Consider the following 26,183-nt stretch of genomic DNA (forward strand, 5'->3'; position numbering starts at 1 on the left):
GTCCGTTATTGGGGCTGCCAGAAAACCATGACCAATTGAAAAATAAAATATAACTATTTCTTGACAACCTGCTTTATTCGATATATCCTAATCACATGCTTACAAAAAGTAAGCGAAATTAAAGCTTACTGAACGGGGGGATTCAACATGGCAAAAATGAAGGCGGGCCAAGCATTGGCTCAAGTATTAAAAAGTTGGGACGTTGATCACATTTACGGGATTACAGCTGATTCCATTAATAATACGGTGGACGGACTTTACCAGGAACGGGATGGCTTGAAGTACATTCAAGTTCGTCACGAAGAGGTCGGATCTTTAGCAGCAACGGCGGATGCAAAATTAACTGGTAAAATCGGGGTTAGTTTTGGGTCGGCTGGTCCGGGTGCTACGCACATGTTTAATGGGCTATATGATGCAAAGATGGATCACGCTCCGGTGTTGGCACTAATCGGGCAATCTAGTACGGAAGTGATGAACACTAACTTCTTCCAAGAAATGAACCAAGATCCAATGTTTGTGGACGTGGCGGTTTTCCATAAGCAAGTGGTTAGCGCAGCGCAAATCCCATACGTGGTCGACGAAGCGATTCGGGCGGCCTACGCACAAAAGGGACCGGCTGTAGTAATTATTCCGGATAATTTATCAGGACAAGAAATCGACTACACGCCAATTAAGACGCCGAAGATTTACCAACAACCGGTTCATTCGGCAATTGATGATTCAGCGATTAATGACACCATTGCGGCGTTGAAGGCGGCTAAGCATCCGGTGCTTTGGATTGGACGTGGTGTTGCTGGAGCACGCCAACAAGTTATTCAATTCTCTGAAGACTTTCAAACACCGGTGGTTACAGCTGTTCCGGGAACGGGAATTATGCCGTCAGACCATCCTAGTTTTATGGGCTCCATGGGTCGCTTGGGAACTAAGCCAGCCTTTGAGGTTGCTCAAAAAGCAGATTTAATCTTGTTTGTGGGAACCAACTTCCCGTTTGCTCGCTTCTGGCCGGACAACGTTAAGGTTATCCAGGTTAACAACAATCCGGAAGATTTGGGTAAGCAACGTGATGCGGACATGGCTATTCTGGCTGATGCTAAGGAATTTTTGGATGCGGTATTGGCGCAAAACGTTAAGCTTCCGGCAAGTAAATGGCTCCAAGCCGCACAAAAGGATAAGGCAAACTGGGATGCATGGCTTGAAAAGTTATCCAATGATGACCACCAAGGACTGCGTGCTGAAAGCGTAATGGCAGCGATTAAGGAACACGCTGCAGATAACACAATCTTCGGGCTCGACGTTGGTAATAATACGGAATGGGCCATTCGCCAAATTCCGTTGAACCATGACCAGAAATTTACGTTGTCCGGTTGGTTTGCCACAATGGGTTACGGTTTGCCAGCTGGAATGGCTGCTAAATTAAGTTACCCTGATCGTCCGGTCGTTACCATTTCTGGTGACGGTGGCTTTGCAATGGTAATGCAAGACCTGCTTACGGAAGTTAAATACGAAATGCCAATTGTTAACGTAGTTTTGGAAAACAAGTCCTTTGGTTTTATTCAACACGAAAAGTTAGTTGCAAACCAAGCACCGTACGGGATTGATTTGCAAGGCGCAAACTGGGCTGGGGTAGCCGAAAATATGGGCGCAATTGGTTTGACGGCTACGGATTTGCCTTCGTTAGCGCAAGCCTTTGATAAAATTGACGAACTTCAAAAGGCAGGAAATACGAAGCCGATTGTTCTAGATGCCAAAATTGTAAATAACGACCCCGTGGACACCTCGTTCATGCCGTTGGATCCCCAAATTTTTGATGAAGCAACCATCAAAGCTTTCCGGGAACAATACGAATTGACGGATGGTCAACCAGCACTCAGTGAAATTTTAAATGAACTTGGGGAATAATTGCAGTAAAAAAACCGTTTGGCCATTTTGACCAGACGGTATTTTTATGCATAAAAGTTATTGATTATTATTAAATATAAGCATTAGACATCACTAAAGGGCGGGAATATTATAAGGTCATCAAATGAAAAGAAGGGATCTTTAATGGGAAAAATTTTGATTTTAGGTGCATACGGCAAAACTGCTCAAATTGTAACTGAACGTCTTTTGGCAGAAACCAATTTAAAACTGAAACTCTTTTTAAGAAATGCTAACCGACTTGCTGACTTGAAGGATAATCCACGAATTGAATTAATCGAAGGGGATACTACAGATGCTCTTCAACTTGAAGCAGCGATGCAAGATGTTGAAATCGTATATTCTAACGTTGGTGGAGTTGACTTAGCGCAAACAACCCAAGCAATTTTTACTGCGATGGAAGCGACGGGGGTTAAACGACTAATTTTCTATAGTGCATTAGGCGCCCGTCATGAGGTTAAGGGGAAATTTGGAGAATGGAACGAAAACGCAATTTCCAGTTACTTGCCTGGCTTCCGTAAATCAGCAACGTTAATTGACAAACATCAAGATATTGATACTACCGAACTTCGTCCCGCTTGGCTAACTGATCAAGACGAAGTAGACTATGAAATTACTAAAAAAGATGAAAACTTTAAGGGGACGGAAGTTTCACGTAAAAGCGTGGCTGACGTGGTGGTCAAAATTATTAAGGACCCCACACTCTATGCGCATGAAAGTATTGGAATAAATAAACCTGATACAGCGGGTGATCGTCCGGCTTGGATGTAAGATTAGCTAAAAAAACTAGGAAAAACGATATTTCGTTTTTCCTAGTTTTTTAATAAGCAATTTCTAAAGAATTTTAGTTAAGGGTGCTTTTAGCGTTCTCAAGTGTAAATTCCTTAACTTGGTCATCTTGGTGAACGTAGGCCTTTGGCAAAGCAGCTAAAGCTGATACGTCGAGGGTGATTTTACCGTCTGCCACGGTTACTTTAATGTCACCTAAAACCTTACCGAGATGATCCACCACGCGTTGCGTATGGGTTCCTTCAGTCATTTGATAGAGATGCAATTCAGGAGCTTTTGCGTAATCGTAGTCCGCATGTTCAGCGTCGGGGTTCATTAGCAAAATACTATTTTGCCGAGCCAACAGCGGTAAATTAAGATAGTCATACTTTTCAGTAATCCATTCACCGTTCTTTGCAACGTCGTAAACCTGGTTAGTTAGGATGTTTGTCCACTTGCCACCGGGGATGTAGTACTTAACGGTTCCCTGATCGTTAAAGATTGGGGCAACTAAGAGGTCGGCGCCCAGCATGTACTGCGTGTCTAGATGATAGGTGTTTTGATCTTCACCAAATTCTAGGAACATTGGCCGCATTAACGGAACCCCAGTTTCGTGAGTACGAACGGCTTCGTCGTAGAGGTACGGCATCAAGGCGAGTTTGTTCTTTACGAATTTACGGGTGACGTCAACGGCTTCTTCATCGTAGTTCCATGGTACTCGATATTCAATGTTGCCATGGTAACGACTATGCGAAGATAGTAAGCCAAATTGGGTCCAACGTTTGTAGATATCAGCAGAGGCGTTGTCTTCAAATCCACCGATGTCATGACTCCAGAAACCAAAGCCAGAAAGAAGGAAGGAGAGCCCGCCGCGTAGTGAATCGGCCATTGAAACGTAGCGGGATAAGTTGTCCCCGCCCCAGTGAACAGGGAACTTCTGGGATCCTACGGTAGCTGAGCGAGCAAATACAGCAGCTTGACCCTCGCCCTTCTTTTCTAACAAGACGTCAAACACGGCCTTGTTGTAAAGGTAAGTATAGTAATTATGCATCCGTTTAGGATCTGAACCATCGTAGTAAACGGCGTCTTCGACTGGGATTCGTTCACCGAAGTCGGTCTTAAAGGCGTCCACGCCCATATCCATTAATTCACGTAGGTAATCTTTATACCATTTGGTAGCTTCAGGATTAGTAAAGTCTACGACTCCTTGGCCAGCTTGCCAGAGGTCCCATTGCCAAACGTTGCCATCGCTATGTTTAATGAAGTAGCCCTTTTCTTTACCAACCTTAAAGAGTCGAGACTTTTGACTAATATACGGGTTTAACCAAACGCAGACTTTTAGACCTTTATCATGAATCCGTGAAATTAAGCCTTCAGGGTCTGGAAAAGCGTCTTTATCCCATTCGAAACTGGTCCATTCAAAGCCCTTCATCCAGAAACAGTCAAAATGAAAAACGTCTAATGGAATGTTACGTTCCTTCATTCCGTCGATAAACTTCATAACGGTTTTTTCGCTGTAATCGGTGGTAAAGGAGGTTGATAGCCAAAGTCCAAACGACCATGCCGGTGGCAAAGCCGGCTTTCCGGTTAACGAAGTGTAGTTAGATAAAATTTCTTTTGGTGTCGGACCGTAAATCACGTAGTACTCAAGTGATTCGCCTTCAATACTAAATTGAACGCGCGATGTATTTTCAGAAGCCACTTCAAACGAAACCGTTTCGGGCTGGTTAACGAAAACACCATAGCCTTTATTAGTGATATAGAAGGGGATGTTTTTATAAGCTTGTTCACTTCCAGTACCGCCATCCTTTTGGACAATATCGACGACTTGGCCGTTTTTAACGAAGGAAGTAAATCGTTCACCAAGTCCGTAGACTAATTCGTCAATTCCGATAGAAAGCTGTTCGCGCATATAGTGAGTTTGATCGTCAGTTTTAGTAATTTCACCTTCTGCGTTCGGTTCCGATTTAGTGATTACTTGGCCGTTTGCCTCGAAATTGATTTCAAAATCGCTGCCATCAATGGGGAAGTTTGCTGATAAATCTCCAGATTGGATGCGCAAAGTATTGTCATCAGTGGAGGTTGCTAGCTTTACGTGCTGGTCGTTTAAATCAAAGCTTGGATCCTTAGGTAATTGGTCAAAATGGGTCAACTTGATGCCAATTACGTTCTTTAGAGGGGAAGTGACCGAAACGGTGGTCATTCCAATATTAAGAGTGTCCCCGCGTTCGTTAATTTTTTTGTACGGAGCGTAAATTTGGACGTTATCATCATTGATTTTATAATCGTAAACTTGTTTGGGGTTGTTAACCGCGAAACCTTCCTTAGTTAACCAATAACCGTTTGTAAATTTCATGAGTTGGATTAACTTCCTTTCTAATTAAAAGCATAACAGTGACTGGAGTAAATAAATAAAACTAACAAACTCTTTTCGAATTGAATTGTAAGCGAATACAAATGGAGTGTCAAGGAGTAAAAATGTTTATTGAAAACGCTTTACAAAAAATATCCGGCATGTATAATGGGGTTCGTAAACAAAACTAACTAACTTTTTTCGCGAACCAAAATTTTAAAAGAAAAGGGTGTCTAATTTATGGAAGTACCACATCGACATACACATAGCTTAGTATCTTGGAAGGAACGAATTAGCTACGCAGTAAGTGATTTTGCGTGTAATTTATCCTTTCAGATGATTGGAACCTACTTAATGTTTTTCTATACGGACGTTTTCGGCATCACCGCAGCGGCTGTCGGAACTTTATTCTTAGTTGCGCGGATCGTTGATGCGATTGACGGACCAATTTGGGGATTATTGATTGACCATACTCACACACGGTGGGGCAAGAGTCGACCGTTCTTCTTATGGTTCTCAATCCCATTTGCAATTTTCTGTGTACTTTGTTTTACCACCCCAAATCTAAGTATGGGTGGTAAAATTGTATGGGCTTACATCACTTATATTGGGGTTGATATTTTATATTCGGCAGTTAACATCCCGATCACCTCAATTTTACCTAACCTCACGGATGATACGGACGAGCGGGTTACCCTAAGTACGATTCGCCAATTCTTCGGGACTGCCGGCGCAACCATCGTTACGGTAGCTGCGTTGCCAATGGTTAACTTCTTTGGCGGAGGCAACCAACAAAAGGGATTCTTTATCAGTGTTTTGATTTTAGCTATTATTTCGGCAGTGCTACTGTTGGTAACTTTTGCGAACACGCGGGAACGCATTCAGACGAAGAATTCAAGAAAGGCAATTCCAATTAAGCAATCTTTGAAAGCGCTTAAAAATAATTGGCCGTGGGCAATCGTAATTTTCATTAACTTTGTTTACTGGTTGGGTATGCAAACCAAGAGTCAGGTAACCGTGTACTTCTTCAAATACAACATGCATAACGCGGGATTAGCCTCGCTAGTATTAGGAATTCAAGTAGTTGCGTTAGTGGCTGTAATCCTCACACCTGCTTGCGCTAGAAAAATTGGTAAGCGTAACACGATGCTGTTAGGAATGCTTTTGGCAATTGTGGGTCAATTAGTTTTGAGTATTGGTGCTAGTCAACTAAGTGTTTCGATTATCATTATTGCAACGGTGATTGGCTATTTAGGAACTGGGTTTGTTTCTGGCTTAATTGCGGTAATGTTGGCGGATTCTGTTGACTACGGCGAATGGAAAAACGGCGTGCGGGCTGAAGGAATCGTTACCTCGTTTTCTAGTTTTTCAGCTAAGTTAGGAATGGGGATTGGTGGTGCCGTGACCGGGCTGATTTTAAGTGCAGGCGGCTACGTTGCTAACACAGCCCAAACCGCAACGGCCCTTCGCGCGATTGAACAAAATTACATCTGGGTACCAATTATTGGTTTTGGTTTATCCGCAATTGCTTTATTATTCTATAAAGTAGACGGTGTTGAAGATAAGATGCAAGCGGACTTATCGGCAAAACACGCAGCAGAAAATAAAAACGCTGATTAAGTAGGTTAATTCAGCGTAGTTTAAGGGAGCAAGAAAGAATGGTAATTCATAAAGAGACGATGCGAACCGCTAACGAGCGTTCAGTACTACAACGAATTTTTACGGAAAGTCCGATTTCGAAAAGTCAAATCGCACGAGACGTGAAGTTAAATAAGGTGACCGTTTCCCAAATTGTTAACCGCTTCATTGAGAGCGGATTGGTAGTGGAAGCAGGCGCAGGAGATAGTACGCAGCAAGGCGGGCGGAAGCCTAACTTATTGCAAATCAACGCCCGATACGGCTATGTGGTTTGCATTGACCTCGGATATCATGAATTATCAGCGCTGGCAATGACCATTAGTGGCCAAAAGTTAGAAATTCGGCGCATAAACTTTACTGATAACGATATTTCCAGTGCAATCAGCAAAATTAAAGGACTGATTGCGGAATTAAAGACCGAATATGGAGAAAAGAATTTAGGAATATTAATTTCAGTACATGGAATTGTTTATCAAAATCAAGTGATTTACTCGCCATTTTGGAACATGCATGATGTCGATATTGCCGCTGTATTAACCAAATCGCTAGGAATTACGGTTTTGTTGGAAAATGAAGCTAACCTCACGGCAATTTTTGAAAGAGATTTTAGTTCAGAAGGGATTCGGAATGCGGTAAGCATCAGTATGCATAAGGGAATTGGTGCTGGAATCATCATGGATGGTGAATTGTATCGCGGACGTAAAGGTGAAGCGGGCGAAATTGGACAAACCATCGCGTTTGAAACCAAAGATAAATCGTTAGCGGAAAGCCAAAAAATTGAAGACGTTGCCTCTCAAGAAGCCGTTTTAGACCAAATCAAACAGGCTAAAAATTTAGACTACATCAATTTGCCGTTGATTCGCCAAATGTATGATGACCACGATCCGGTGACTTTAGAAATTTTACAAAGGTTCGAAAATAACATTATCAAGTTAATTAACAACGTGATTGTGTCTTTTGATCCAGACGTATTGTTTATTAATGCGTATATTTTTAAAGAATTTCCCGAACTATTAGAACGGATTCGAACAAAGTTTGCCAAAATTTCCGTTCGGGACACCCCGATTGTATTGAGCAAAAATGTGGAAACTGCCAGCCTTTACGGAGGTTGTGCACAAATGATTCAAGAAATTTTAGGATTTTCGAAGTTGAAATTAGATTTTAAATCAAAGGAGTAACAATAATGAGTGAATATTGGGATTTTAAAAAAGTTGGTTACGTCGCTAACAAAACTTTAACGTCGGGTGATGGATTTCATTTTTATAACCCAGAAGAAGTGATTTTAGGCAAAAAAATGAAGGACTGGCTCCGCTTTTCCGTTGCCTACTGGCACACTTTTGATCAACGACTAGTGGATCCGTTTGGGGACGGGACCGCAATTCGTCCGTACGATAAGTACACTGATCCAATGGATAACGCGATGGCTAAGGTGGAAGCATCGTTTGAATTTTACGATAAATTAGGCGTGGACTACTTCTGTTTCCACGATCGGGACCTTGCCCCAGAAGGTGATACGTTACGGGAAACTAACCGAAACTTAGACAAGATTGTTGACAAAATCGTGGAATACCAAAAAACAACTGGTAAGAAAGTGCTTTGGAACACGGCAAACATGTTCACCAACCCCCGTTTCGTCGCCGGAGCAGCTACAACGCCGTTTGCCGATATTTACGCTTACTGTGCAGCTCAAATTAAGCATAGTTTAGAAATCGGCAAACGGGTTGGTGCAGAAAATTATGTTTTCTGGGGTGGTCGTGAAGGATACGAATCACTTTGGAATACTAACATGTTGAAGGAACAAGAACACGCAGCGCAATTCTTCCACATGGCAAAGGATTACGCGAATAAGATTGGTTTTGATGCCCAATTCTTGCTTGAACCTAAACCAAAGGAACCATCAACCCACCAATATGATTTTGATGCAGCAACTACAATTGCGTTCATGAAGACTTATGGTTTAGACAAAGATTTCAAATTGAATTTGGAAGGTAACCACGCTAACTTGGCCGGACACACTTACCAACACGAAATCCGGGTTGCCCGAGAAGCTGGAATGCTGGGTTCACTTGATGCTAACCAAGGGGACAAGTTGATTGGCTGGGACATTGATGAATACCCATCTGCACTATCAGAAACCATTGCAGCGATGTTTGAAGTTGTCGAAAATGGTTCCATTGGACCGAAGGGTGGTTTGAACTTTGATGCCAAACCACGACGGCAGTCATTTGCTGCTAAAGATTTATTAACGGGCCACATGGTCGGGATGGATAGCTTTGCGGCTGGTTTACGAGTAGCAGCTAAGATGAAGGAAGATGGCGTAATCGAAAACATTTTGAATGAGCGCTATGGTTCGTTTAATAGTGGCATCGGCAAGCAGATCGACAACGATAAGGCGACCATCGAAGAAATGGAAGATTACGTCATTGATAAACCCCAAAAGGATTTATTGGCCGCGACGCATTCAGGTCACTTAGAACAAATTAAGGATACGATCAATCACTATATGATTGAAGTACTGGCGAAGTAAATAAGGTACGGAGAAACCCGAATAAACAGCGAGGATTAACTGGTTCACGTAATTAATCGTGGTTTATGCGATTAGTTATGTAATTTGGTTAACCACAGAAGCTGTGGGATTCGGAACACATTTCAGTTATGCAGCCAGGGTACATTGTGAATACGAAATGCGCGTGTATCGAAAGCATTGAATGTTGGGGGGACTAAGAAAAAAGCTTTTTCTTGGTCCTCTTTTAATATAATAGGTGGGTGAAGGAAATGGCATATGTATTAGGAATTGATTTAGGAACCAGCGCGGTAAAGGTAACGGCCGTAAACCGTGCTGGACAGATTGTGGCGCAAAGTAGTCAAGAATACGCAATTAGCAATCCGCAAGCAGGATATAGTGAACAAAACCCGGAAGATTGGGTGCAAAAAACTACGCTAGCAATTCAAAATTTGGCGGCGGTGGAACATTTAGATTTGTCTAAAGTTGAAGGAATTAGCTATTCGGGGCAAATGCACGGTTTGGTATTGATGGACAAAAACTACCGGGTGTTACGACCGGCAATTTTATGGAACGACACCCGCACCACTGCCCAATGCGAAGAGATTACGGATAAATTAAGGGGAGACTTTTTAAAAATCACCCGCAATCGTCCGTTAGAAGGTTTTACCTTGCCTAAAATTTTATGGGTAAAGGAAAATGAACCAGAAATTTTTGCGCAAACTGAAGTCTTCTTACTGCCCAAAGATTACGTACGGTTCCGCATGACTGGCAAAATTGGGATGGAATATTCCGATGCCGCCGGGACGGTGTGGCTAGACGAAATTCATAAAACTTGGAGCAAGGAAATTGCGGATAAATTGGCGTTGCCGTTGGAAATCTGTCCACCATTGTTAGAATCCACTGCCGTTGTGGGAAATATAACCGTAGCTTACAGTGCAATTTCCGGTTTGCCTGCTGAAACTAAGGTGATTGCTGGCGCAGCGGACAATGCGGCTGGTGCGATTGGTGCGGGGATTATCAGTGAGGATAAAATTTTATCCAGTATTGGTACCTCAGGCGTAGTTTTGGCTTACGAAAAAGATCGTAAAACGGATTACGCCGGACGGTTGCATTTCTTTAATCACGCAATCCCGGATAGTTACTATTCCATGGGGGTGACGTTAGCGGCAGGTTACAGCTTAAGTTGGTTTAAACAAACTTTTGCAGGTCAGCAAAAGTTTACCGACCTAGTGGAAGATGCTAAAAAATCGCCGATTGGTGCTAAGGGGCTGCTATTTACCCCCTACATTGTGGGAGAGCGGACACCGTATGCAGACGCTCAGATTCGGGGAAGTTTTATTGGCATGGATAGTCGCCAACAACTTCACGATTTTACCCGAGCGGTAATTGAAGGAATTACCTTCTCTTTTCGTGACTTATTGTCGATTTACCGGTCTGAAGGCAAGCATTTTGTAACCGCGGTAGCTGCGGGTGGTGGCGCCAAGAGTGCGCTATGGATGCAAATTCAGGCGGACATTTTTAATATGAACGTAGTTAGTCTTGAAAACGAACAGGGTCCTGGGCTAGGTGCAGCAATGCTTGCGGCTGTCGGGGTTGGCTGGTTTAAAGATTTGGCAGAATGCTCGGAGACGTTTGTGAAGTATGGAAAAGTTTACCGTCCTAAAGCTAATAACGTTGCGAAATACGACCGAATTTACCGAATTTACCAACAAGCATACTCAGCAACCCGACCGATGACCGGTGATTTATTAAAACTTGATAATTAGGTTACTATTGACAAAGACTCAGAAATTTTCTGGGTCTTTTTATTATTCAAAATGATAAGTTAAATTTTCATTGCGAAATTCGCCAGGGGTGATTCCCATAAATTGCTTAAACGTGTGCACAAAGTGACTTTGACTAGAATAATGCAATAGGCCGCTGATTTCTTTTAACGAAAGTTCGGTAAATAGCAATAAATGCTTGGATTCCTGAATTTTCTTGTGGTTAATGTACACGTGAATCGGCTGGCCAACTTCTTTTTTAAACTGGGTAGATATTGAAGTTTTATGCCGGTTAGTGAAATCAGCCAAATCAGCGAGGGTAATCCGATCGTAAATATGCTCATCGATATAATTTAGTATTTTTTGCACCAATTGGTTTTTGGTTGCGTACTGGTAGGAATGAATCAGGTCCATAAATTTGTAGGAGGCCTCCTGGACGGAAACCAAACATTCCGCGTAAGTATAAATGCTTTGCAAACGTTGCAATAGGGCGTCAGAAAGGCTGAACGCTTGCTCGGCTGGGACGCCGTCTTCAATGCTGACCCGGGTTAAAATCGTGATTAATCCCGCATATTTATATTTCAAACCCTCCAAGTCACTGTCCGATAATTTGACTTTGTAGGTATCCGCCATCTTTTTGAACAACCACTTTATTTTATCCGGTTCGTTTCGCCGAATTGCTTCAATGTAACGCCGTTCAAATTCGTAGGAGTCAAGGGTGTTTTTCTGGTCGCGGCGGCTCGAAAGATTTTGGGCTAAGTGATAATTGGTGGATTTATAGACTCGATCATAATACCAGTGCTGCTTTTGGTTTTGCCCCAAAGTTCCACGGATGATTGCAAAAATTAAGTTAGTAAATTGTTCAAATCCTTCCCGAGAAGATTTACTGTAATGGATTCCAGCAAAATAAGTGTGTCCCTGAAAATGAATTGAATCTGATCCAGCTTCTAAAGCGCCACACGGCCCAATCATTACGGTTCCAGTTCCGTATTCGGGAAGTTCAAAAGCAAAGTTACTATAAAAGAAAGCGCCCTTCTTAAAATAACGGATCTCATTAGGATGGGTTTCTTCTAGGACTTGTTCTTTAAAGCTCCGCGAACTCCAGTTAGTTTTGGGAATCACGATTTCATATTGATCATTAACGAGGAATAAAGGAATTAAATATTCCTTGTATAACTGATCTAAAACATATTTTAAAGTTGCGTTATCCATGATCATCCCGTCCTTTGGCTTAGCTATTAACTTTATCCTAGCTGGTTGTAGGGGAAAAGCAATTGGAAAGAGATTTTTGAAAAGTGGGACATGTTTCATAAAATGACACGCGTTACAAGTCGTGAATGCGAGTTGCAAGTCTGTTGAAAACGCTTTAATAAATAAAAGCTGCCCACTATGATGTAAATGTAGACAAGCTAAGTTACATGAAAGGAAGTTTTGAAAATGGCAAAACGCGACTATATTGATACAAATACTTACACCCAGAGAGAAATTAAGTTCATGATTCACCTGGGGCTGAAATTAAAGGAAGCCATCAAAAACGGATATTATCCCCCATTATTGAAAAACAAGACGTTAGGAATGATTTTTGAGCAAAGTTCTACTAGAACCAGGACCTCTGCGGAAGCCGCAATGACGGAATTGGGCGGACATGCGCAATATTTAGCACCTGGGCAAATTCAACTTGGTGGACATGAAACCATTGAAGATACTTCCCAAGTGCTTGGACGAATTTTGGATATTATTGGCGCCCGAGTTGATCGGCACAAGACGGTTGCGGAAGTTGGTAAATACGCCAAAGTTCCAGTGGTTAATTTTATGAGTGATTATAACCATCCCACCCAAGAATTAGGAGACATTATTACCATGCAAGAACACCTTCCGGAAGGCAAACAATTGAGTGATTGCAAGATTGTGTTTGTGGGAGATGCCACACAAGTCTGCGTGTCCACAATGTTTATGGCAACTAAGATGGGAATGGACTTTGTACAATACGGACCAAAGGGGTTCCAAATGAAAGATGACGTGGTTAAAGTAGGCAAACAAAACGCTAAAAAATACGGCGGGAGTGTCACAATTACTGAAAATGCTGATGAAGCTTTACAAGATGCAGATTTTGTTTACACAGACGTTTGGTACGGTTTGTATGATGATGAAATGCCAAAAGAAGAACGAATGAAAATTTTCTACCCTAAGTACCAAGTGAACGCCGAATTGATGGCAAAGGCAAGCAGTCACGTTAAATTTATGCATTGTCTACCAGCTACTCGAGGAGAAGAAGTAACTGATGAAGTTTTGGATTCCGATTATTCGATTGTTTGGGATGAAGCGGAAAATCGGAAAACAGCGATGCGAGCAATTTTTGTTTACCTGCTAAATCCCACTTTAGAATATGCTTCACCGGCAGTAGCAGCGCATTATGATGCTGAATTAGAATTAATGTTACGAAATGCTCCTGAAAGACGGCAAGGCTAACCCCGTTTTAAGCGCATGGTGCGTGATAGATTGGAGATTATATTATGGAAACGGGAAAAAAGAAATTCAAACTATTTGATGCAGTATTGATGTCGGTAGTGGTAATTTTGGTAGTTGAATCAGCCGCTCCGGCTGCTGCAATTGGTACTTCACAATTCTTTTGGTGGATTTTTCTCTTAGGGTTATTTTTCTTGCCTTACGGTTTAATTTCCTCCGAATTAGGAACAACTTATACGGGAGACGGCGGTTTATACGACTGGGTGAAACAAGCCTTTGGTTCTCGATGGGGCGGCCGGCTAGCGTGGCTATATTGGATTAACTATCCGATTTGGATGGCAAGTTTGGCAGTGCTTTTCACCCAGGTGGCGGAAACCATTTTTAACTTAAAACTAGGAACGTGGCTTGCGGTTGGTATTCAATTAATTTTCGTGTGGTTCGTGGTAATCGTTGGTAACCAACCGGCCTCCGAAAGTAAATGGATTATGAATTTAGCTGCGTTCGCGAAAATTTTTACCATCTGTTCGTTAACGGGATTAGGAGTTTACGTAGCGGTAACTAGGGGAGTGGCAAATAGTTTTGCGCCGCGGGAATTTTTACCCCAAATGAACATCAATAGTTTAAGTAATTTATCGATTATTATTTTTAATTTCTTAGGTTTTGAAGTGGTTGCTACCATGGCGGATGATATGGACAATCCGCGCAAGCAAATCCCACAAGCAATTATTTATGGGGGAGTTTTAATTGCAGTTTTCTACTTGATGTCGGCCTTTGGGATGAGCGCAGCAATTCCTACCAACGAGTTGTCAGCATCGAGCGGGCTACTAGACAGTTTTATCCTCTTAATTGGTAAAATGAACTGGTTTGTCGTCGTTATCGGAGTTTTATTCTTGTACATTTTAGTTTCTGAAATGGTATCTTGGGCACTAGGAGTTAATTACGTAGCGGATTACGCAGCGAAAGATCACGTTTTACCAAATGTATTTGGAATTGAAAATAAGCAGCACATGCCGGTTGGAACAGGGTATTTAAACGGGGTTGTAGCTACCATCTTAATCGTGGTTGCTCCCCTGATTCCTAATCAAGACATTTTTTGGGCATTTTTCTCTTTAAACGTAATTGCTCTGTTGCTTTCGTATACGATGATGTTTCCAGCCTTTTTAAAGCTTCGTAAAATTGACCCTCAACGGGAACGCCCGTTTAAGGTTCCCGGTGGGAAGGGATTACTGTGGTGCATGACTTGGATTCCCGAATTTTTACTTTTACTGACGGTAATCTTTACTGCAGTACCCTTGAATACTACTGCTGCAGAATTATCTGCCAAGGTGCCAATTTTAATTGGGGTTATTGTTACCCTAGTAGTTGGTGAATTAGTTGTTAGAATTGCTGAACGTCGAGAAGTTAATCAACGTTTAAAAATAAAGGAGACGCAAAAATGAAGACTTTAGATAGTACCCCTAAAAAAGATGGATTTAGAATGCCAGGAGAATTTGAAGAGCATGCGGGTGCCTACATGTTATGGCCCCAACGCCCCGATAATTGGCGAAACGGCGGTAAGCCCGCCCAAAAAACTTTTGCGCAGGTAGCCGAGGCAATCGCCGAATTTGAACCAGTAACGGTGGGCGTGAATGACGATCAATACGAAAATGCCCGGAATATGTTACCTGACCAGGTGAAAGTAATCGAAATTTCCAATAACGATTCCTGGATTCGAGACTGTGGCGCGACCTTCGTTAAAAATGATCACGGAGAATTGCGTGCTGTAGATTGGACGTTTAATGCTTGGGGAGGTTTGGTAGACGGACTTTATTTCCCATGGGATAAGGACGATCGTGTTGCTCAGAAAATGGCGGAATTGGAACAAACAGATCGGTACCGGCTTGATGATTTTGTGTTAGAAGGTGGATCAATCCACGTAGATGGACAAGGTACCTTAATTACTACGGAAGAATGCCTATTATCGGAAGGTCGCAATCCACAACTCTCTAAGGACCAAATCGAGGAAGTGCTTAAAGAACACCTTAACTTGGAAAAAATCATCTGGTTGAAGAAGGGAATCTACCAAGACGAAACAAACGGACACGTGGATAATATTGCTAATTTTGTTAAACCTGGGGTAGTTGCCCTTGCTTGGACGGATGATCAAAATGATCCCCAATACGAAATTTCTAAAGAAAACTTGGCGATTTTGGAAAATGCAACGGATGCCCAAGGTCGCAAACTTAAGGTGGTTAAGTTAAGAGTTCCTAAACCAGTACTGATCACTAAAGCAGAAAGTGAAGGGGTGGACGCGGTTGATGGCACGCTACCAAGGACGGAAGGCGAGCGTCTAGCAGCTAGTTATATTAACTACTACACTGCAAATGGCGGGATTATTTTCCCACTATTTAACGACCCTATGGATAAGGAAGCTCAAAAAGTGTTGAGCGAATTATATCCAGATCGCAAAGTGGTAGGTGTTCCCGCACGCGAAATTTTACTTGGTGGAGGAAATATTCACTGTATTACTCAGCAGGTTCCTCAACGTTAAGATGAGGAACATAATTGAGGTGGGAAGAAAAGCATAATCCTACCTCAATTTTTATTTTCAAAATATGGAGAACTAATTGAATGAAATTAGCGTGTGTTCCAATTTTTGAGAGTAAAATTAATTATTCGTAATTCAGCGATTTCTCGGACAAAGGAAGAAAATTACGAAAAAAAGTCAGAAGGGATTAATTGGCAATGAAGTTAACAACATTTCCCCAACAGGATGGTTTTTGGATGCCAGCCGAATTCGAATCCAAGGGGCAAAGTTTAATGATGTGGCCGCAGCGCCCCGATAATTGGCGTAACGGTGGTAAACCAGCGCAAAAATCTTTTGTACAGTTAGCAACATTAATAGCAAATTATCAGCCAGTAACGGTGTTTGTAAACGAAAATCAATATAAAAATGCGCGAGCGATGTTACCAACCCAGATTCGGGTTTTAGAAATGAGTAATAATGACGTTTTTATTAAAGATACGGGACCGATTGAATTGGTTAATGCTGATGGAGTCGTGCGTTGTATGGACTTTGGGTTTAATGCCTGGGGTGGATTGCTCGATGGTCTTTATTTTCCTTGGGATAAGGACCAGGAGGTAACCGGAAAGTTAGCTGACTTATTTGGCTGGGACCGTTACCAGTCGGACTTTATTTTAGAAGGCTGTTCGGTAGTGACCGACGGGGAAGGGACCTTGATTACTACTGAAGAAGTGGTACTTTCGGAAGGGCGCAACAAGGGAATTACTAAGGCTCAAGCCGAAGCGGTTTTCCAAAATTATTTGGGTGCCCAAAAGGTAATTTGGCTTCCGGAAGGATTTTTCTTAGATGAAGCTGGGGGTGACGTGGATAACATGGTTAATTTTATTCGACCAGGCGAAATTGTTTTGTCGTGGACCGATAATCCGGGCGATCCGCAGCACCGGATTAGTCAGCGTGCTTACGACATTTTAAGTCAGACAACAGATGCTCGTGGACGAAATTTAATAATTCATAAAATGGATTTGCCGCAGCGTCCGGTAAAATTGACGGCACTGGAAGCAGAAGGGGTTGATCCAATTAACGGAATGTTACCCCGCACGGAAGGGCAACGGTTAACCGCTACTTATGTTAATTATATTACGCTTGACCAGGCGATTATTTTTCCGGAATTTAACGATCCTAACGATCAAAAAGCCCGCCAAGAGTTAGTTAATTATTATCCCGACCGGGAAATAATTGGTTTTCCCGCTACCGAAATATTAACGGGTGGGGGCGGATTACATACAGTCGTGCTTAACATGCCGGGACATTAATGGAGGGTGGCTTATGAATTTTTTTGACATTGTAGAGTCACATCTCAGTACGTTAACCAAAAATGAACAAGCACTATTTGACTACGTAGTCTCCAACATGGATAAAATTAAAAACCAAAGTATTCGCGAAGTTGCTAGTGAAACTTACGTATCAACGGCAACGTTCCTACGCTTCGTTAAGAAAATTGGGTTTGTGGGGTTTAGCGAATTCACCACGGTAATTAAATATACCGTCCTTAACGAAAAAAACGAGCAAGAAAAAGAGATGCCGTTTGAAGTTAGCCAGGTTGATTATCGAGAAGAATATCTAAAAAATATTACTGAATCGGTCCGGGTGATCCCATCTAAGAAATTACACGAGATTACTAAACAACTGGCTAACCATCCCACCATTTACCTGTTTGCTAAAGGAATTAGTAAGTATGCGGCAGATTATGTATATTACGTTTATACGATGGCGGGATTTACGGTGAAATACCCCCGGGATCGTGATTTTCGGCGAATGGCCATTAAACAAGTTAAGTCGGATGATTTAGTTTTCATGCTTACGTATAACGGCCGCAACCGCGAGTTTTTAGAAATGATTAAACAATTAAAAGGAGCGGCGAAAACACCTTTTTTAATTTCAATCACTGAGCCGGATAACAATACGATCCAGAATTTGAGTGATATTAATTTATATATCTTTGCTGACGTAATCGAAGTTAACGACGTTGAAATCAGTTCACGGGTTTCTACAATTGCGTTGATGGAACTGATTTTGTACCAATATATTGAAGATTATGGCGGTCAAGATTTCAACTTTATGAAAAAATAAATAGTGGAATTGGAATTCGTTGGAGAGAATTCTAATTCCACTATTTTTGTTATCCCTGGCAGACAATATCAAGGATGGCAAGCAGCCATCGTATTTCAAAGAAATTTAATGGTCAATTTACTACAAATTCATCCAGCAAGTGCTATGCTTAACGTAACAAGAAGGTTCATTGAAAGGAGCTCATTCAAATGGATATTCAAAATAATTTGATTACGTTGGCAGATGGCAATCAGATGCCACAAGAAGGCTTTGGATTATATAAAGTTCGTGGACAAGCAGCGGTCGACACGGCGGTGAAAGCAGCCTACGAAAACGGCTACCGGTTGTTTGATACGGCACAACTCTACGAAAATGAACAAGAAGTGGGAAATGCGTTTAAAAAGTTTGCGATTCCCCGGGAAAATATTTTTGTGACTACCAAAGTGACGGAGGCGCGGCAAGGTTATGACGAAGCGATTGCCTCGGTAAAAGAATCCCTGCAGAAGTTGCAAATGGACTACGTCGATTTGTTACTGATCCATTGGCCGGTTCGTCAACACTTTTTTGAAACGTGGCGCGCATTTGAGGATCTGAAGAAGGCGGGCTTGACCAAGTCAATCGGGGTCAGCAACTACCAAACTATTCATTTGGAATATTTGGCGACTAAGGCGAACGAAATGCCGGTGGTTGATCAGGTGGAAATGCATCCCTTCTTAACCCTTAAACCAGTGATTGAATTTAATAAGCAACACGACATCGTTACCCAAGCGTGGAGCCCATTAGGACGCGGAACGGTGCTTGACCAAGAAGTGCTTAAGGAGATTGCGGATAAGTACCAAAAATCACCTGCTCAAGTAGTTTTGCGGTGGCACTTGCAAAACGGGGTGGCGTTCATTCCGAAGTCGGTGCATGAAGAACGAATTGCCCAAAATGCCGACATCTACGATTTTGAACTGTCTGATGAAGAAATGAAGCAAGTCGACAAGTTAAATAAGTTCGCAAGAACGGGCCGCGAACCAGAATTGACGTATGAATATGGACGGATGTATTAAAAAGAGTGCGGAGAAACCCGGGTAGCTTCTGAGGACTAACAGAATTATGGGAGTAATCGCGGTTTTAGCGATTACTCCCATAATTTAGTTAGCCGGAAGAAGCTGGGTTTCGGAGCACGTTTCGACAAGGCAGCAATAGAATGCAGGATTAACTGGATTTTAGGTTTAATCGCGGTTTGAGCGATTAGACCTAAAATTTGGTTAACCGGAAAAAATTGGTGGCTGGAACGCGTTTCGGCAAAGCAACAGCAGGACGCCGGAGGTTTAAAATATGGGAGTAATCGCGGTTTTAGCGATTACTCCCATAATTTAGTTAGCCGGAAGGAGCTGGGTTTCGGAGCACGTTTCGACGAGGCAGCAGAGGGGCGCAAATCCAAGCCATTAAAAAATATGGGGGACTGTGACAAAAATCTCTAAACCAAAAACGGTTCATGAGAGGAAATTCCTCATGAATCGTTTTTTTTGGTGTTTTGACTTCAATAGAGCCAAAATGTGTGCCAAAAGTCAGTTTGTTCCGCTTAACCAAAAATTGACCATCATGCCAAATTCAGGCATCATGATCAATTTTCAGTTAATGCTCGCAAACTACCCGACTTTTGTCACACTCTCTATATTTTTTGCTAGATATAAAAAACTAGGGTTTTCCGCCCCGCCTTGCACACTTTTCTCCTCTGGGATACACTATCCGTAAATTGATAACGTTTTCATAGTGGTTAGGAGAGGTTTTTATGGTGAAGGATCAAGTAGCAGCAATGCTGCAATCGGTAACTGAAAGAGAAGATTGGCAAGAACACGGCGCCACCGCGGAGGACTTTAGCCAACGGTTAGGAGTGCGGCGGAATACAATTAGTGCGTACTTAAATGATCTTTGTAAAGAGAAGGTTGCAATTAAACTTAATTCACGTCCGGTTAAATTTTGGGATAGGGCAACCTTAGAACAGCGATACGGCATCGTTTTAGAAAATACAGAATTTGAAAGTCAGGCGGCGTTGGAAAACATTGCATCCCAACCTAAACGGACGGCCTTTGACGAAGTAATTGGCGGACACGGTTCGCTATACACCCCAATTGAAAGACTGAAAGCGGCCGCTGGCTACCCAGGAACCGGGTTACCCGTGTTAATTACCGGACCTACGGGAGCAGGGAAAACTTATTTAGCGCAAGTTTATTACCAATATTGCGTGGATAAGGGGTATTTAGCACCAGAATCCCGCTTTGTGCACCTAAATTGCGCAGAATATGCTGACAATCCGGAACTTTTAGCAAGTAATTTATTTGGTTATAAAAAGGGAGCCTATACGGGCGCGAACCAAGATAGTACGGGACTATTTGATGAAGCAGATGGCGGAATGCTATTTCTTGATGAAATTCACCGGCTTGATGCTAAGGGACAGGAAAAATTGTTTAATTACTTGGACAACGGGATAATCACGCCGTTGGGAGCAACTAAAGAAGGGCATCATGTACAAGTTCGGCTAGTTTTTGCGACTACCGAGGATATTCAAAGCCATTTCTTAGACACCTTTATTCGCCGAATCCCCATTCAAATTGAAATCCCAGAACTAAACGACCGCCCACGTCAGGAGCGCGAAAACTTGGTTAAGTTATTTTACCTCCGCCAATCCCAGAAAATTCAACGCAAAGTGTTAGTGAATACCTCGGTGCTGAATATTTTAAGTTCCAGCAGTTACCTTGGTAACGTAGGTCAATTAAAGAACACCATCTTAATTTCGGTGGCCAATAGTTTACAACGGGCGGCGCAAAGTTCGAATATTGAAATCTTATTAGCAGACGTTCCCAAAACGGTAATTGACCATAATATTCAAGACGCGAGTTTGCTATCGTTTAGCGATCAGTTCACCAGTGTATTGCCAACCATGAAAATTGATGATTTAATCTCCGAATCCCAGGCGTATACCGATGAAATTAAACGGGTTATGTTAAAAATTATTCAGCAATTTCAGCAAACAGACAAACGGGACACCTTCATTGATAATGCCATCGACGAAATTAACCAACTGTGTGACTACTTAATTTTTAAGAAGGATACGGAAAAAAGCGACATGTCGGTGGGGTTTTTGAAAAAGATGTTTGCCGATCGAATTGCTAACGTCGAAAACAATAGTGATACCCAGTTTATGGGCAACGTCGCGTTAGTTTTAGCATATTACTTTTACAACCGTAACCGTGCTAACTGGCATTTGGTACAACGCGACGAACAGTGCATTCAGCAAATTAACGCCACTTTTCATGGTGAGGATGCGGAAATCGATCAAATTGTTGGGGACCTACGTTTAATCACCGCAAAGACCATGAATTTGCACCTTGATGACGTGGATGAACTATTTATTCATCTGTACCTACGGAGCGTGAAGAAGGAAACCGATAGCCAAAACATTCGTTGCATTATCCTCTCCCACGGCTATTCGACCGCCAGCAGCATCGCCAGCGTGATCAATAATTTATTTAACGAACACGTAATGGACGCGATCGACATGCCGTTGGATATTGATGTGGCGGAGATTGGTGAAAAGGTCAGCAGTTACGTGAAAAATCGCCAAATTAACCGGGGACTAATTTTAATGGTTGATATGGGTTCCTTGGAGGGCATTCAAAAATTTATTAGCAGTGAAATTGATTTTCCGATTGCCATTGTTAACAACGTCTCAACCCAGTCGGCGTTGCTAGTGGCTGATGATATTCGGCACCATAAGGATATTGAGCAAATCATGCGAAACGTTCGGCAGGCGATGGTGCCTAAAACGCAAATTATCTATCCAAAAGAAATTAAGCGCAATCTAATTGTAACCTGCTGCTTTACCGGAATTGGCACGGCTAATAGTGTCAAAAAATTGCTGCTGGATAGTATGCCGGCAGAAGTGGACTGTCAAATTCAGGCCTACGAGGTTGACCGGTTAAAGGCTGAAGAACAAATTGCCATTTTCAATAAGTTGTACAACGTGGTGGCGGTAGTGGGGACGATTGACCCGGGGCTTCCCGACGCCCCATACATTTCCTTGGAAAGCATTATTTCCGGAAGCGAGATGGAGAAGTTGGATAAGGCTTTGCAAGTATGCATGACTACGGAGCAGCTCCAACAGTTTAAAGAACAACTGATTCACAGTTTTTCATTAGAGCGGGTAATTAATTCTATTACCATTCTGGATGCGCATTTGGTGATGGATAATATTGACCGCGCCATTAATAAATTTAACCAGTTAAGCGGGCACCAGTTAGGCAACATCACAAAAATGTCGTTATACGTGCATGTGAGCTGCCTAATTGAGCGATTAATCCGAAACGAACCGATTACCAGCTATGATTTAGAACAACTTTCCGACACTGAAGACCAACGGCTTTTTAAATGGATAAAAGAGTCTTTTAGTGTGATTGAAAAAATTTATAGTGTCGAAATCCCATCCTCCGAATACGGCTATATTTTCGACATTATCCAAGCAGATGCCTAAAAATCAGCGATTTGATTGAATAAAGGAAGGGCGTGCCAGAAGTTGGCACGCCTTTTGCTTTTATAAGGGTGTAAGGAAATGGTAGGTGATAAGGTTTGAAAATTATATTAGCAAGTCATGGCGCCCTCGCAAAAGGGATGAAAGATACGTTAGATATGATTGTGGGAAATCAGGTAAGTATTCAGGCATATTCTGCTTATGATGAGGAAAATGTCGATTTTGCTTCGGATATTAGCCAACAGATCACGCGAGAAGTAAATGAGCAATTCATTATCGTGACTGATGTGATGGGCGGTTCGGTTAATAATGCAATGACTGAATTAGTGCTACGTTATAAAAATGTTTTTTTGATAACTGGGATGAATTTGCCTCTAGTACTATCATTAGCAACTTATTCAGGAGACTTAGATTTAAAGGCACTTGATGAACTAGTTCAAGAAGGAAAGCGAGGATTGATTAACGTAAATAAAATGGTTGAATCTGCAAAGGAGGAATAAAAATGATTAAAGTAATCAGAATTGATCATCGTTTATTACATGGACAGGTGATTTTTGCTTGGACTAAGTCGCAGGGAATTGAACGAATTGTGGTAATTGATAACGTTGCGGCTGGTGATGATTTCAAGAAAATGTCATTGAAATTATCCAAGCCAGCAGACATTAAATTGAGTGTGTTTAGTGTTGATCAAGCTAAGGAACGAATCGCCAAAATAAATAATTTGAAGAGTAATACCATGATTATTTTTGGAGATGTTTTACAAGCTGGACAGATTGTCCCACTTTTGGAAGGAGTTAAAGAAATTAACTATGGAGGTGTTAAAAATCGGCCAGACACGAAGCGATTCAGTAATGCAGTTTTTCTAACGGAAGAAGAAGTTAAGTGTAGTCAGGAATTAAAGAATCTAGGTTTTGATTTGTATATGCAACAGGTACCAACCTCTAAGAGAGAAAGTTTAAATGAACTAATTTAGGAGGTTAGATATATGCTTTTAAATGCCATTTTACTTGGAATCATTGCCGTATTTGGGACGATGGATTCCAGAATGCTGGGGCGGACTAACTTTGAGCAACCACTAGTAATGGCGGCCCTAGTAGGAGTTGCTTTGGGCGATTTAACAAAGGGGTTAATTGTTGGGGCATCTCTAGAATTAATATTCATGGGGATAGTAAATATTGGGGCAGCAGCTCCGCCGGATCTAGTTTTGGGCTCGGTGATGGCAACTGCTTTTGCAATCTTATCGGATACAAATGCTCAAACTGCTTTAACTATCGCCCTTCCGGTTGCAATCCTAGGACAAATGGTGGGAATTCTTTTACGGATGTTTATGTCTACTTTTGTTCACAAAGCGGAAAGCGACATAGAAAAAGGCGAGTTTGCCAAAGCTAGAAGGTTTCACATTCTATGGGGTCCCATTTTATATTCATTGATGTATTTCGTACCCGTATTTGTTGCCATTTATTTTGGAGCTGATGTAGTTAAAGAAATTGTTCAATCGATTCCTGCTTGGCTTACTAATGGATTGAATTTAGCAAGTAAAATCTTGCCCGCGTATGGGTTTGCACTACTAATGCAAACGATGCTGTCGAAAAAGACGGTTGCATACTTGTTATTAGGATTTTTTATCACCGCTTACGCAGGTTTGTCAGTTACCGGTGTAGCAATCTTTGCGGCATTACTTGTAATTATTTTAAACGAAATATTGCCTAAAAATAGCGTTGATCAGGGGTTAACTAGTGATGAAGACGATGATTTAGAGGAACTTTAGGAGGTGAGATGATGGCTGAAAATACACAAATAGATTCAAAAAAGTTAAGAAAAAAGTATTGGTCCTTCTTCTGGCGTTCTTATGCAATCCAGGCCTCTTGGAACTATGAAGGACAAATGAATTTAGGCTTTCTGTACGGAATCGCACCAACTATTGATAGTTTATATAGCTCTAAAAATGAAGAAGATTTGCAACGTAAGAAAGCGGCTTACAAGCGGCACTTAGCTTTTTACAATTGCACCCCTCAAACGAGCGCATTTGTTCTAGGGTTGGCTTCTTCGATGGAAGAAGAGTATGCTCGTGAACCCACTTCGTTCAACCCGGATTCGATTAACGCGGTTAAAGCATCGTTGATGGGACCACTATCTGGAGTTGGTGATTCATTTTTCCAAGGAACTATTAAAGTTTTAGCGTTTGGTTTAGGAGTTAACTTTGCTAGACAAGGCAGTATTTTGGGACCAATTTTAGCAATCTTAATTTCATTTGTTCCGGCAGCGTTAGTTACATACTACGGTGGAAAGTTAGGCTACACAGCTGGAAATAGCTTTTTGAAGAAACTTACTAGTCAAGGAATTATGGACCGAGCAATGTATTTGGTAACAATCGTTGGACTAATGGTAATCGGATCAATGATTGCAAGTATGATTGGAATTACCACGCCAATTCACATGGGTAAGACGTTTAATCTCCAAAAGACATTGGACACCATCTTCCCTCAGATGATTCCGTTATTGGTTACTTTCTTTATGTATTGGTTGTTGCATAAAAAAGTTAAAACGGGATGGATCCTTACAATTTGTATTTTAAGTGGTTTATTATTCAGCGTTTTAGGGATTTTAGCTTAAACATAGTAATCAGTTAATAAAATATTTTAATTATATTAGGAGGAATTTTTATTATGAACATGTCACCTAAATCAATTATTGCGGATATCAAGAAGAAAAATAGCAAAATTAACCGAGTGATCTTTACCGGCTGTGGGGCGTCGATGGCGGACCTATATCCAGGATACTACTTTATTTCGCACGAAAGTAAGCGCTTCTTATCGGCTTTTATGCAAGCAAATGAATTCAATTATGACACTCCACAGGATGTTGGTGAAAACACAATTGTCATTACAGCCTCACTTGGAGGAACTACTCCAGAATCGATTGAAGCTACCAAACATGCCCGTGAATTAGGTGCTCACGTTATTACACTATCGCACATGCCAAATTCACCAATCATTAATGCAGCTGAATATGGTTTAGTACATGGTTTTGAAGAAGACTACGCACATAAGACAGAAAAAATGACCCTAGCACTTAAGTTAGCAATAGAAATTGTAAATCAGTTTGAAGGTTATGAATTTTATGAAGACGCACAAAAAGCATTTGATGGATTATTCGATTTAATTAACCAAGAAGCTGCGATGGTCGATCCTGCTGCAGAAGAATTTGCTGCACGCTATAAAGATGAGAAGAATATCTACGTGATTGGTAGTGGTGCAAGTGCGGATGTAGCCTACTCTACTGCTTCATTCTTATTTATGGAAATGCAATGGATTAGTGCTCCAACCATTCATTCAGGCGAACTTTTCCATGGCCCATTTGAAATGGCTTTGAAAGACACACCATACTTACTATTTATGAATGACGGTAAGACGCGCCACCTAGACGCACGGGCAATGGCATTCCTACAACGCTTTGACACTAAATTAACAATTATTGACGCTAAAGACCATGGACTAGCATCAATTGCTTCTAAGAATGTAATTGATTACTTTAATCCAATGTTACTTACAGGAGTTATGCGCGTTTACGCAGAAAAACTTGCGGCTGCACGGCAACATCCGCTAACTAAACGGCGCTACATGTGGAAATTAGAAAACTACTAA

Annotated in this window: 20 protein-coding genes; 18 read left to right on the forward strand and 2 right to left on the reverse strand. The window is 41.7% G+C overall.

The genetic code is table 11. The features are described from left to right. Positions 1 to 147 precede the first annotated feature (147 nt). Together spxB and NL111_RS00740 are read left to right on the forward strand one after the other, a co-directional pair. The gene (spxB, locus tag NL111_RS00735) at positions 148 to 1,899 is read left to right on the forward strand and encodes a pyruvate oxidase (RefSeq protein WP_285110323.1); all 1,752 of its coding nucleotides are present in this window, start codon (positions 148 to 150) and stop codon (positions 1,897 to 1,899) included. A gap of 144 nt (positions 1,900 to 2,043) precedes the next feature. Beyond that, positions 2,044 to 2,688 (forward strand): NAD(P)H-binding protein, encoded by a 645-nt coding sequence (locus NL111_RS00740; RefSeq protein WP_058121079.1) that lies wholly within the window; start codon positions 2,044 to 2,046, stop codon positions 2,686 to 2,688. Positions 2,689 to 2,761: 73 nt separating this feature from the next. Here the strand turns inward: NL111_RS00740 and yicI are convergent, their stop codons facing one another. Continuing rightward, positions 2,762 to 5,041, reverse strand: coding sequence for an alpha-xylosidase (yicI, locus tag NL111_RS00745; protein ID WP_285110324.1), 2,280 nt, complete (start codon positions 5,039 to 5,041; stop codon positions 2,762 to 2,764). A gap of 237 nt (positions 5,042 to 5,278) precedes the next feature. Here yicI and NL111_RS00750 point away from each other — a divergent pair, with 237 nt between their 5' ends. The 4 genes from NL111_RS00750 to xylB all read left to right on the forward strand — a co-directional run bounded on the left by NL111_RS00750 (position 5,279) and on the right by xylB (position 10,948). Continuing rightward, the gene (locus NL111_RS00750; protein ID WP_002830610.1) at positions 5,279 to 6,658 is read left to right on the forward strand and encodes an MFS transporter; all 1,380 of its coding nucleotides are present in this window, start codon (positions 5,279 to 5,281) and stop codon (positions 6,656 to 6,658) included. A 38-nt stretch (positions 6,659 to 6,696) separates the two neighbouring features. Next, positions 6,697 to 7,854, forward strand: a complete 1,158-nt coding sequence (locus NL111_RS00755) for an ROK family transcriptional regulator (RefSeq protein WP_002830608.1) — start codon at positions 6,697 to 6,699, stop codon at positions 7,852 to 7,854. A 5-nt stretch (positions 7,855 to 7,859) separates the two neighbouring features. Next, positions 7,860 to 9,203, forward strand: coding sequence for a xylose isomerase (xylA, locus tag NL111_RS00760; protein WP_285110325.1), 1,344 nt, complete (start codon positions 7,860 to 7,862; stop codon positions 9,201 to 9,203). Positions 9,204 to 9,451: 248 nt separating this feature from the next. Further along, positions 9,452 to 10,948, forward strand: a complete 1,497-nt coding sequence (gene xylB / locus NL111_RS00765; protein WP_285110326.1) for a xylulokinase — start codon at positions 9,452 to 9,454, stop codon at positions 10,946 to 10,948. Between the two features lie 42 nt (positions 10,949 to 10,990). Here the strand turns inward: xylB and NL111_RS00770 are convergent, their stop codons facing one another. Then, positions 10,991 to 12,157, reverse strand: coding sequence for an AraC family transcriptional regulator (locus tag NL111_RS00770; protein WP_002830894.1), 1,167 nt, complete (start codon positions 12,155 to 12,157; stop codon positions 10,991 to 10,993). Positions 12,158 to 12,382: 225 nt separating this feature from the next. On the opposite strand from NL111_RS00770, the gene ptcA reads away from it, so the two are divergent. The 12 genes from ptcA (at position 12,383) to NL111_RS00830 (ending at position 26,183) form a co-directional block, all read left to right on the forward strand. Next, positions 12,383 to 13,414: a putrescine carbamoyltransferase gene (ptcA, locus tag NL111_RS00775; protein ID WP_004166518.1), complete on the forward strand. Its 1,032-nt coding sequence runs from the start codon at positions 12,383 to 12,385 to the stop codon at positions 13,412 to 13,414. Between the two features lie 44 nt (positions 13,415 to 13,458). Next, positions 13,459 to 14,850 (forward strand): APC family permease, encoded by a 1,392-nt coding sequence (locus NL111_RS00780; RefSeq protein WP_002830896.1) that lies wholly within the window; start codon positions 13,459 to 13,461, stop codon positions 14,848 to 14,850. Beyond that, the gene (aguA, locus tag NL111_RS00785) at positions 14,847 to 15,941 is read left to right on the forward strand and encodes an agmatine deiminase (RefSeq protein WP_002830601.1); all 1,095 of its coding nucleotides are present in this window, start codon (positions 14,847 to 14,849) and stop codon (positions 15,939 to 15,941) included. Before NL111_RS00780 ends, aguA (NL111_RS00785) begins: the two co-directional genes overlap by 4 nt. Positions 15,942 to 16,135: 194 nt before the next feature. Next, positions 16,136 to 17,227, forward strand: a complete 1,092-nt coding sequence (gene aguA, locus NL111_RS00790; RefSeq protein WP_285110327.1) for an agmatine deiminase — start codon at positions 16,136 to 16,138, stop codon at positions 17,225 to 17,227. A 13-nt stretch (positions 17,228 to 17,240) separates the two neighbouring features. Further along, the gene (locus NL111_RS00795) at positions 17,241 to 18,044 is read left to right on the forward strand and encodes a MurR/RpiR family transcriptional regulator (RefSeq protein WP_004166522.1); all 804 of its coding nucleotides are present in this window, start codon (positions 17,241 to 17,243) and stop codon (positions 18,042 to 18,044) included. Positions 18,045 to 18,232: 188 nt separating this feature from the next. After that, entirely contained in the window at positions 18,233 to 19,075 is an 843-nt protein-coding gene (locus tag NL111_RS00800; RefSeq protein ID WP_002830905.1) for an aldo/keto reductase, read from the forward strand. A gap of 728 nt (positions 19,076 to 19,803) precedes the next feature. After that, positions 19,804 to 22,542 (forward strand): sigma 54-interacting transcriptional regulator, encoded by a 2,739-nt coding sequence (locus NL111_RS00805; RefSeq protein ID WP_285110328.1) that lies wholly within the window; start codon positions 19,804 to 19,806, stop codon positions 22,540 to 22,542. Between the two features lie 95 nt (positions 22,543 to 22,637). Further along, complete coding sequence (locus NL111_RS00810) at positions 22,638 to 23,039, forward strand: PTS sugar transporter subunit IIA (protein ID WP_002830907.1); 402 nt, start codon at positions 22,638 to 22,640, stop codon at positions 23,037 to 23,039. A 2-nt stretch (positions 23,040 to 23,041) separates the two neighbouring features. Next, a complete protein-coding gene (locus tag NL111_RS00815) occupies positions 23,042 to 23,512 on the forward strand; it encodes a PTS sugar transporter subunit IIB (protein WP_002830908.1) in 471 nt (156 codons plus the stop codon). Between the two features lie 12 nt (positions 23,513 to 23,524). Continuing rightward, a complete protein-coding gene (locus NL111_RS00820) occupies positions 23,525 to 24,307 on the forward strand; it encodes a PTS mannose/fructose/sorbose/N-acetylgalactosamine transporter subunit IIC (protein ID WP_002830594.1) in 783 nt (260 codons plus the stop codon). An 11-nt stretch (positions 24,308 to 24,318) separates the two neighbouring features. Beyond that, positions 24,319 to 25,152, forward strand: a complete 834-nt coding sequence (locus NL111_RS00825) for a PTS system mannose/fructose/sorbose family transporter subunit IID (protein ID WP_002830593.1) — start codon at positions 24,319 to 24,321, stop codon at positions 25,150 to 25,152. 59 nt (positions 25,153 to 25,211) lie between these two features. Next, complete coding sequence (locus NL111_RS00830) at positions 25,212 to 26,183, forward strand: SIS domain-containing protein (RefSeq protein ID WP_373192507.1); 972 nt, start codon at positions 25,212 to 25,214, stop codon at positions 26,181 to 26,183.

It is taken from the genome of Pediococcus sp. AC40 (assembly GCF_030252485.1).
GTDB lineage: Bacteria > Bacillota > Bacilli > Lactobacillales > Lactobacillaceae > Pediococcus > Pediococcus acidilactici.

Coding starts and splice junctions, on each gene's coding strand:
- spxB (WP_285110323.1), top strand. CDS start 148: ATGGCAAAAATGAAGGCGGGCCAAGCATTGGCTCAAGTATTAAAAAGT.
- NL111_RS00740 (WP_058121079.1), top strand. CDS start 2,044: ATGGGAAAAATTTTGATTTTAGGTGCATACGGCAAAACTGCTCAAATT.
- yicI (WP_285110324.1), bottom strand. CDS start 5,041: ATGAAATTTACAAACGGTTATTGGTTAACTAAGGAAGGTTTCGCGGTT.
- NL111_RS00750 (WP_002830610.1), top strand. CDS start 5,279: ATGGAAGTACCACATCGACATACACATAGCTTAGTATCTTGGAAGGAA.
- NL111_RS00755 (WP_002830608.1), top strand. CDS start 6,697: ATGGTAATTCATAAAGAGACGATGCGAACCGCTAACGAGCGTTCAGTA.
- xylA (WP_285110325.1), top strand. CDS start 7,860: ATGAGTGAATATTGGGATTTTAAAAAAGTTGGTTACGTCGCTAACAAA.
- xylB (WP_285110326.1), top strand. CDS start 9,452: ATGGCATATGTATTAGGAATTGATTTAGGAACCAGCGCGGTAAAGGTA.
- NL111_RS00770 (WP_002830894.1), bottom strand. CDS start 12,157: ATGGATAACGCAACTTTAAAATATGTTTTAGATCAGTTATACAAGGAA.
- ptcA (WP_004166518.1), top strand. CDS start 12,383: ATGGCAAAACGCGACTATATTGATACAAATACTTACACCCAGAGAGAA.
- NL111_RS00780 (WP_002830896.1), top strand. CDS start 13,459: ATGGAAACGGGAAAAAAGAAATTCAAACTATTTGATGCAGTATTGATG.
- aguA (WP_002830601.1), top strand. CDS start 14,847: ATGAAGACTTTAGATAGTACCCCTAAAAAAGATGGATTTAGAATGCCA.
- aguA (WP_285110327.1), top strand. CDS start 16,136: ATGAAGTTAACAACATTTCCCCAACAGGATGGTTTTTGGATGCCAGCC.
- NL111_RS00795 (WP_004166522.1), top strand. CDS start 17,241: ATGAATTTTTTTGACATTGTAGAGTCACATCTCAGTACGTTAACCAAA.
- NL111_RS00800 (WP_002830905.1), top strand. CDS start 18,233: ATGGATATTCAAAATAATTTGATTACGTTGGCAGATGGCAATCAGATG.
- NL111_RS00805 (WP_285110328.1), top strand. CDS start 19,804: ATGGTGAAGGATCAAGTAGCAGCAATGCTGCAATCGGTAACTGAAAGA.
- NL111_RS00815 (WP_002830908.1), top strand. CDS start 23,042: ATGATTAAAGTAATCAGAATTGATCATCGTTTATTACATGGACAGGTG.
- NL111_RS00820 (WP_002830594.1), top strand. CDS start 23,525: ATGCTTTTAAATGCCATTTTACTTGGAATCATTGCCGTATTTGGGACG.
- NL111_RS00825 (WP_002830593.1), top strand. CDS start 24,319: ATGGCTGAAAATACACAAATAGATTCAAAAAAGTTAAGAAAAAAGTAT.
- NL111_RS00830 (WP_373192507.1), top strand. CDS start 25,212: ATGTCACCTAAATCAATTATTGCGGATATCAAGAAGAAAAATAGCAAA.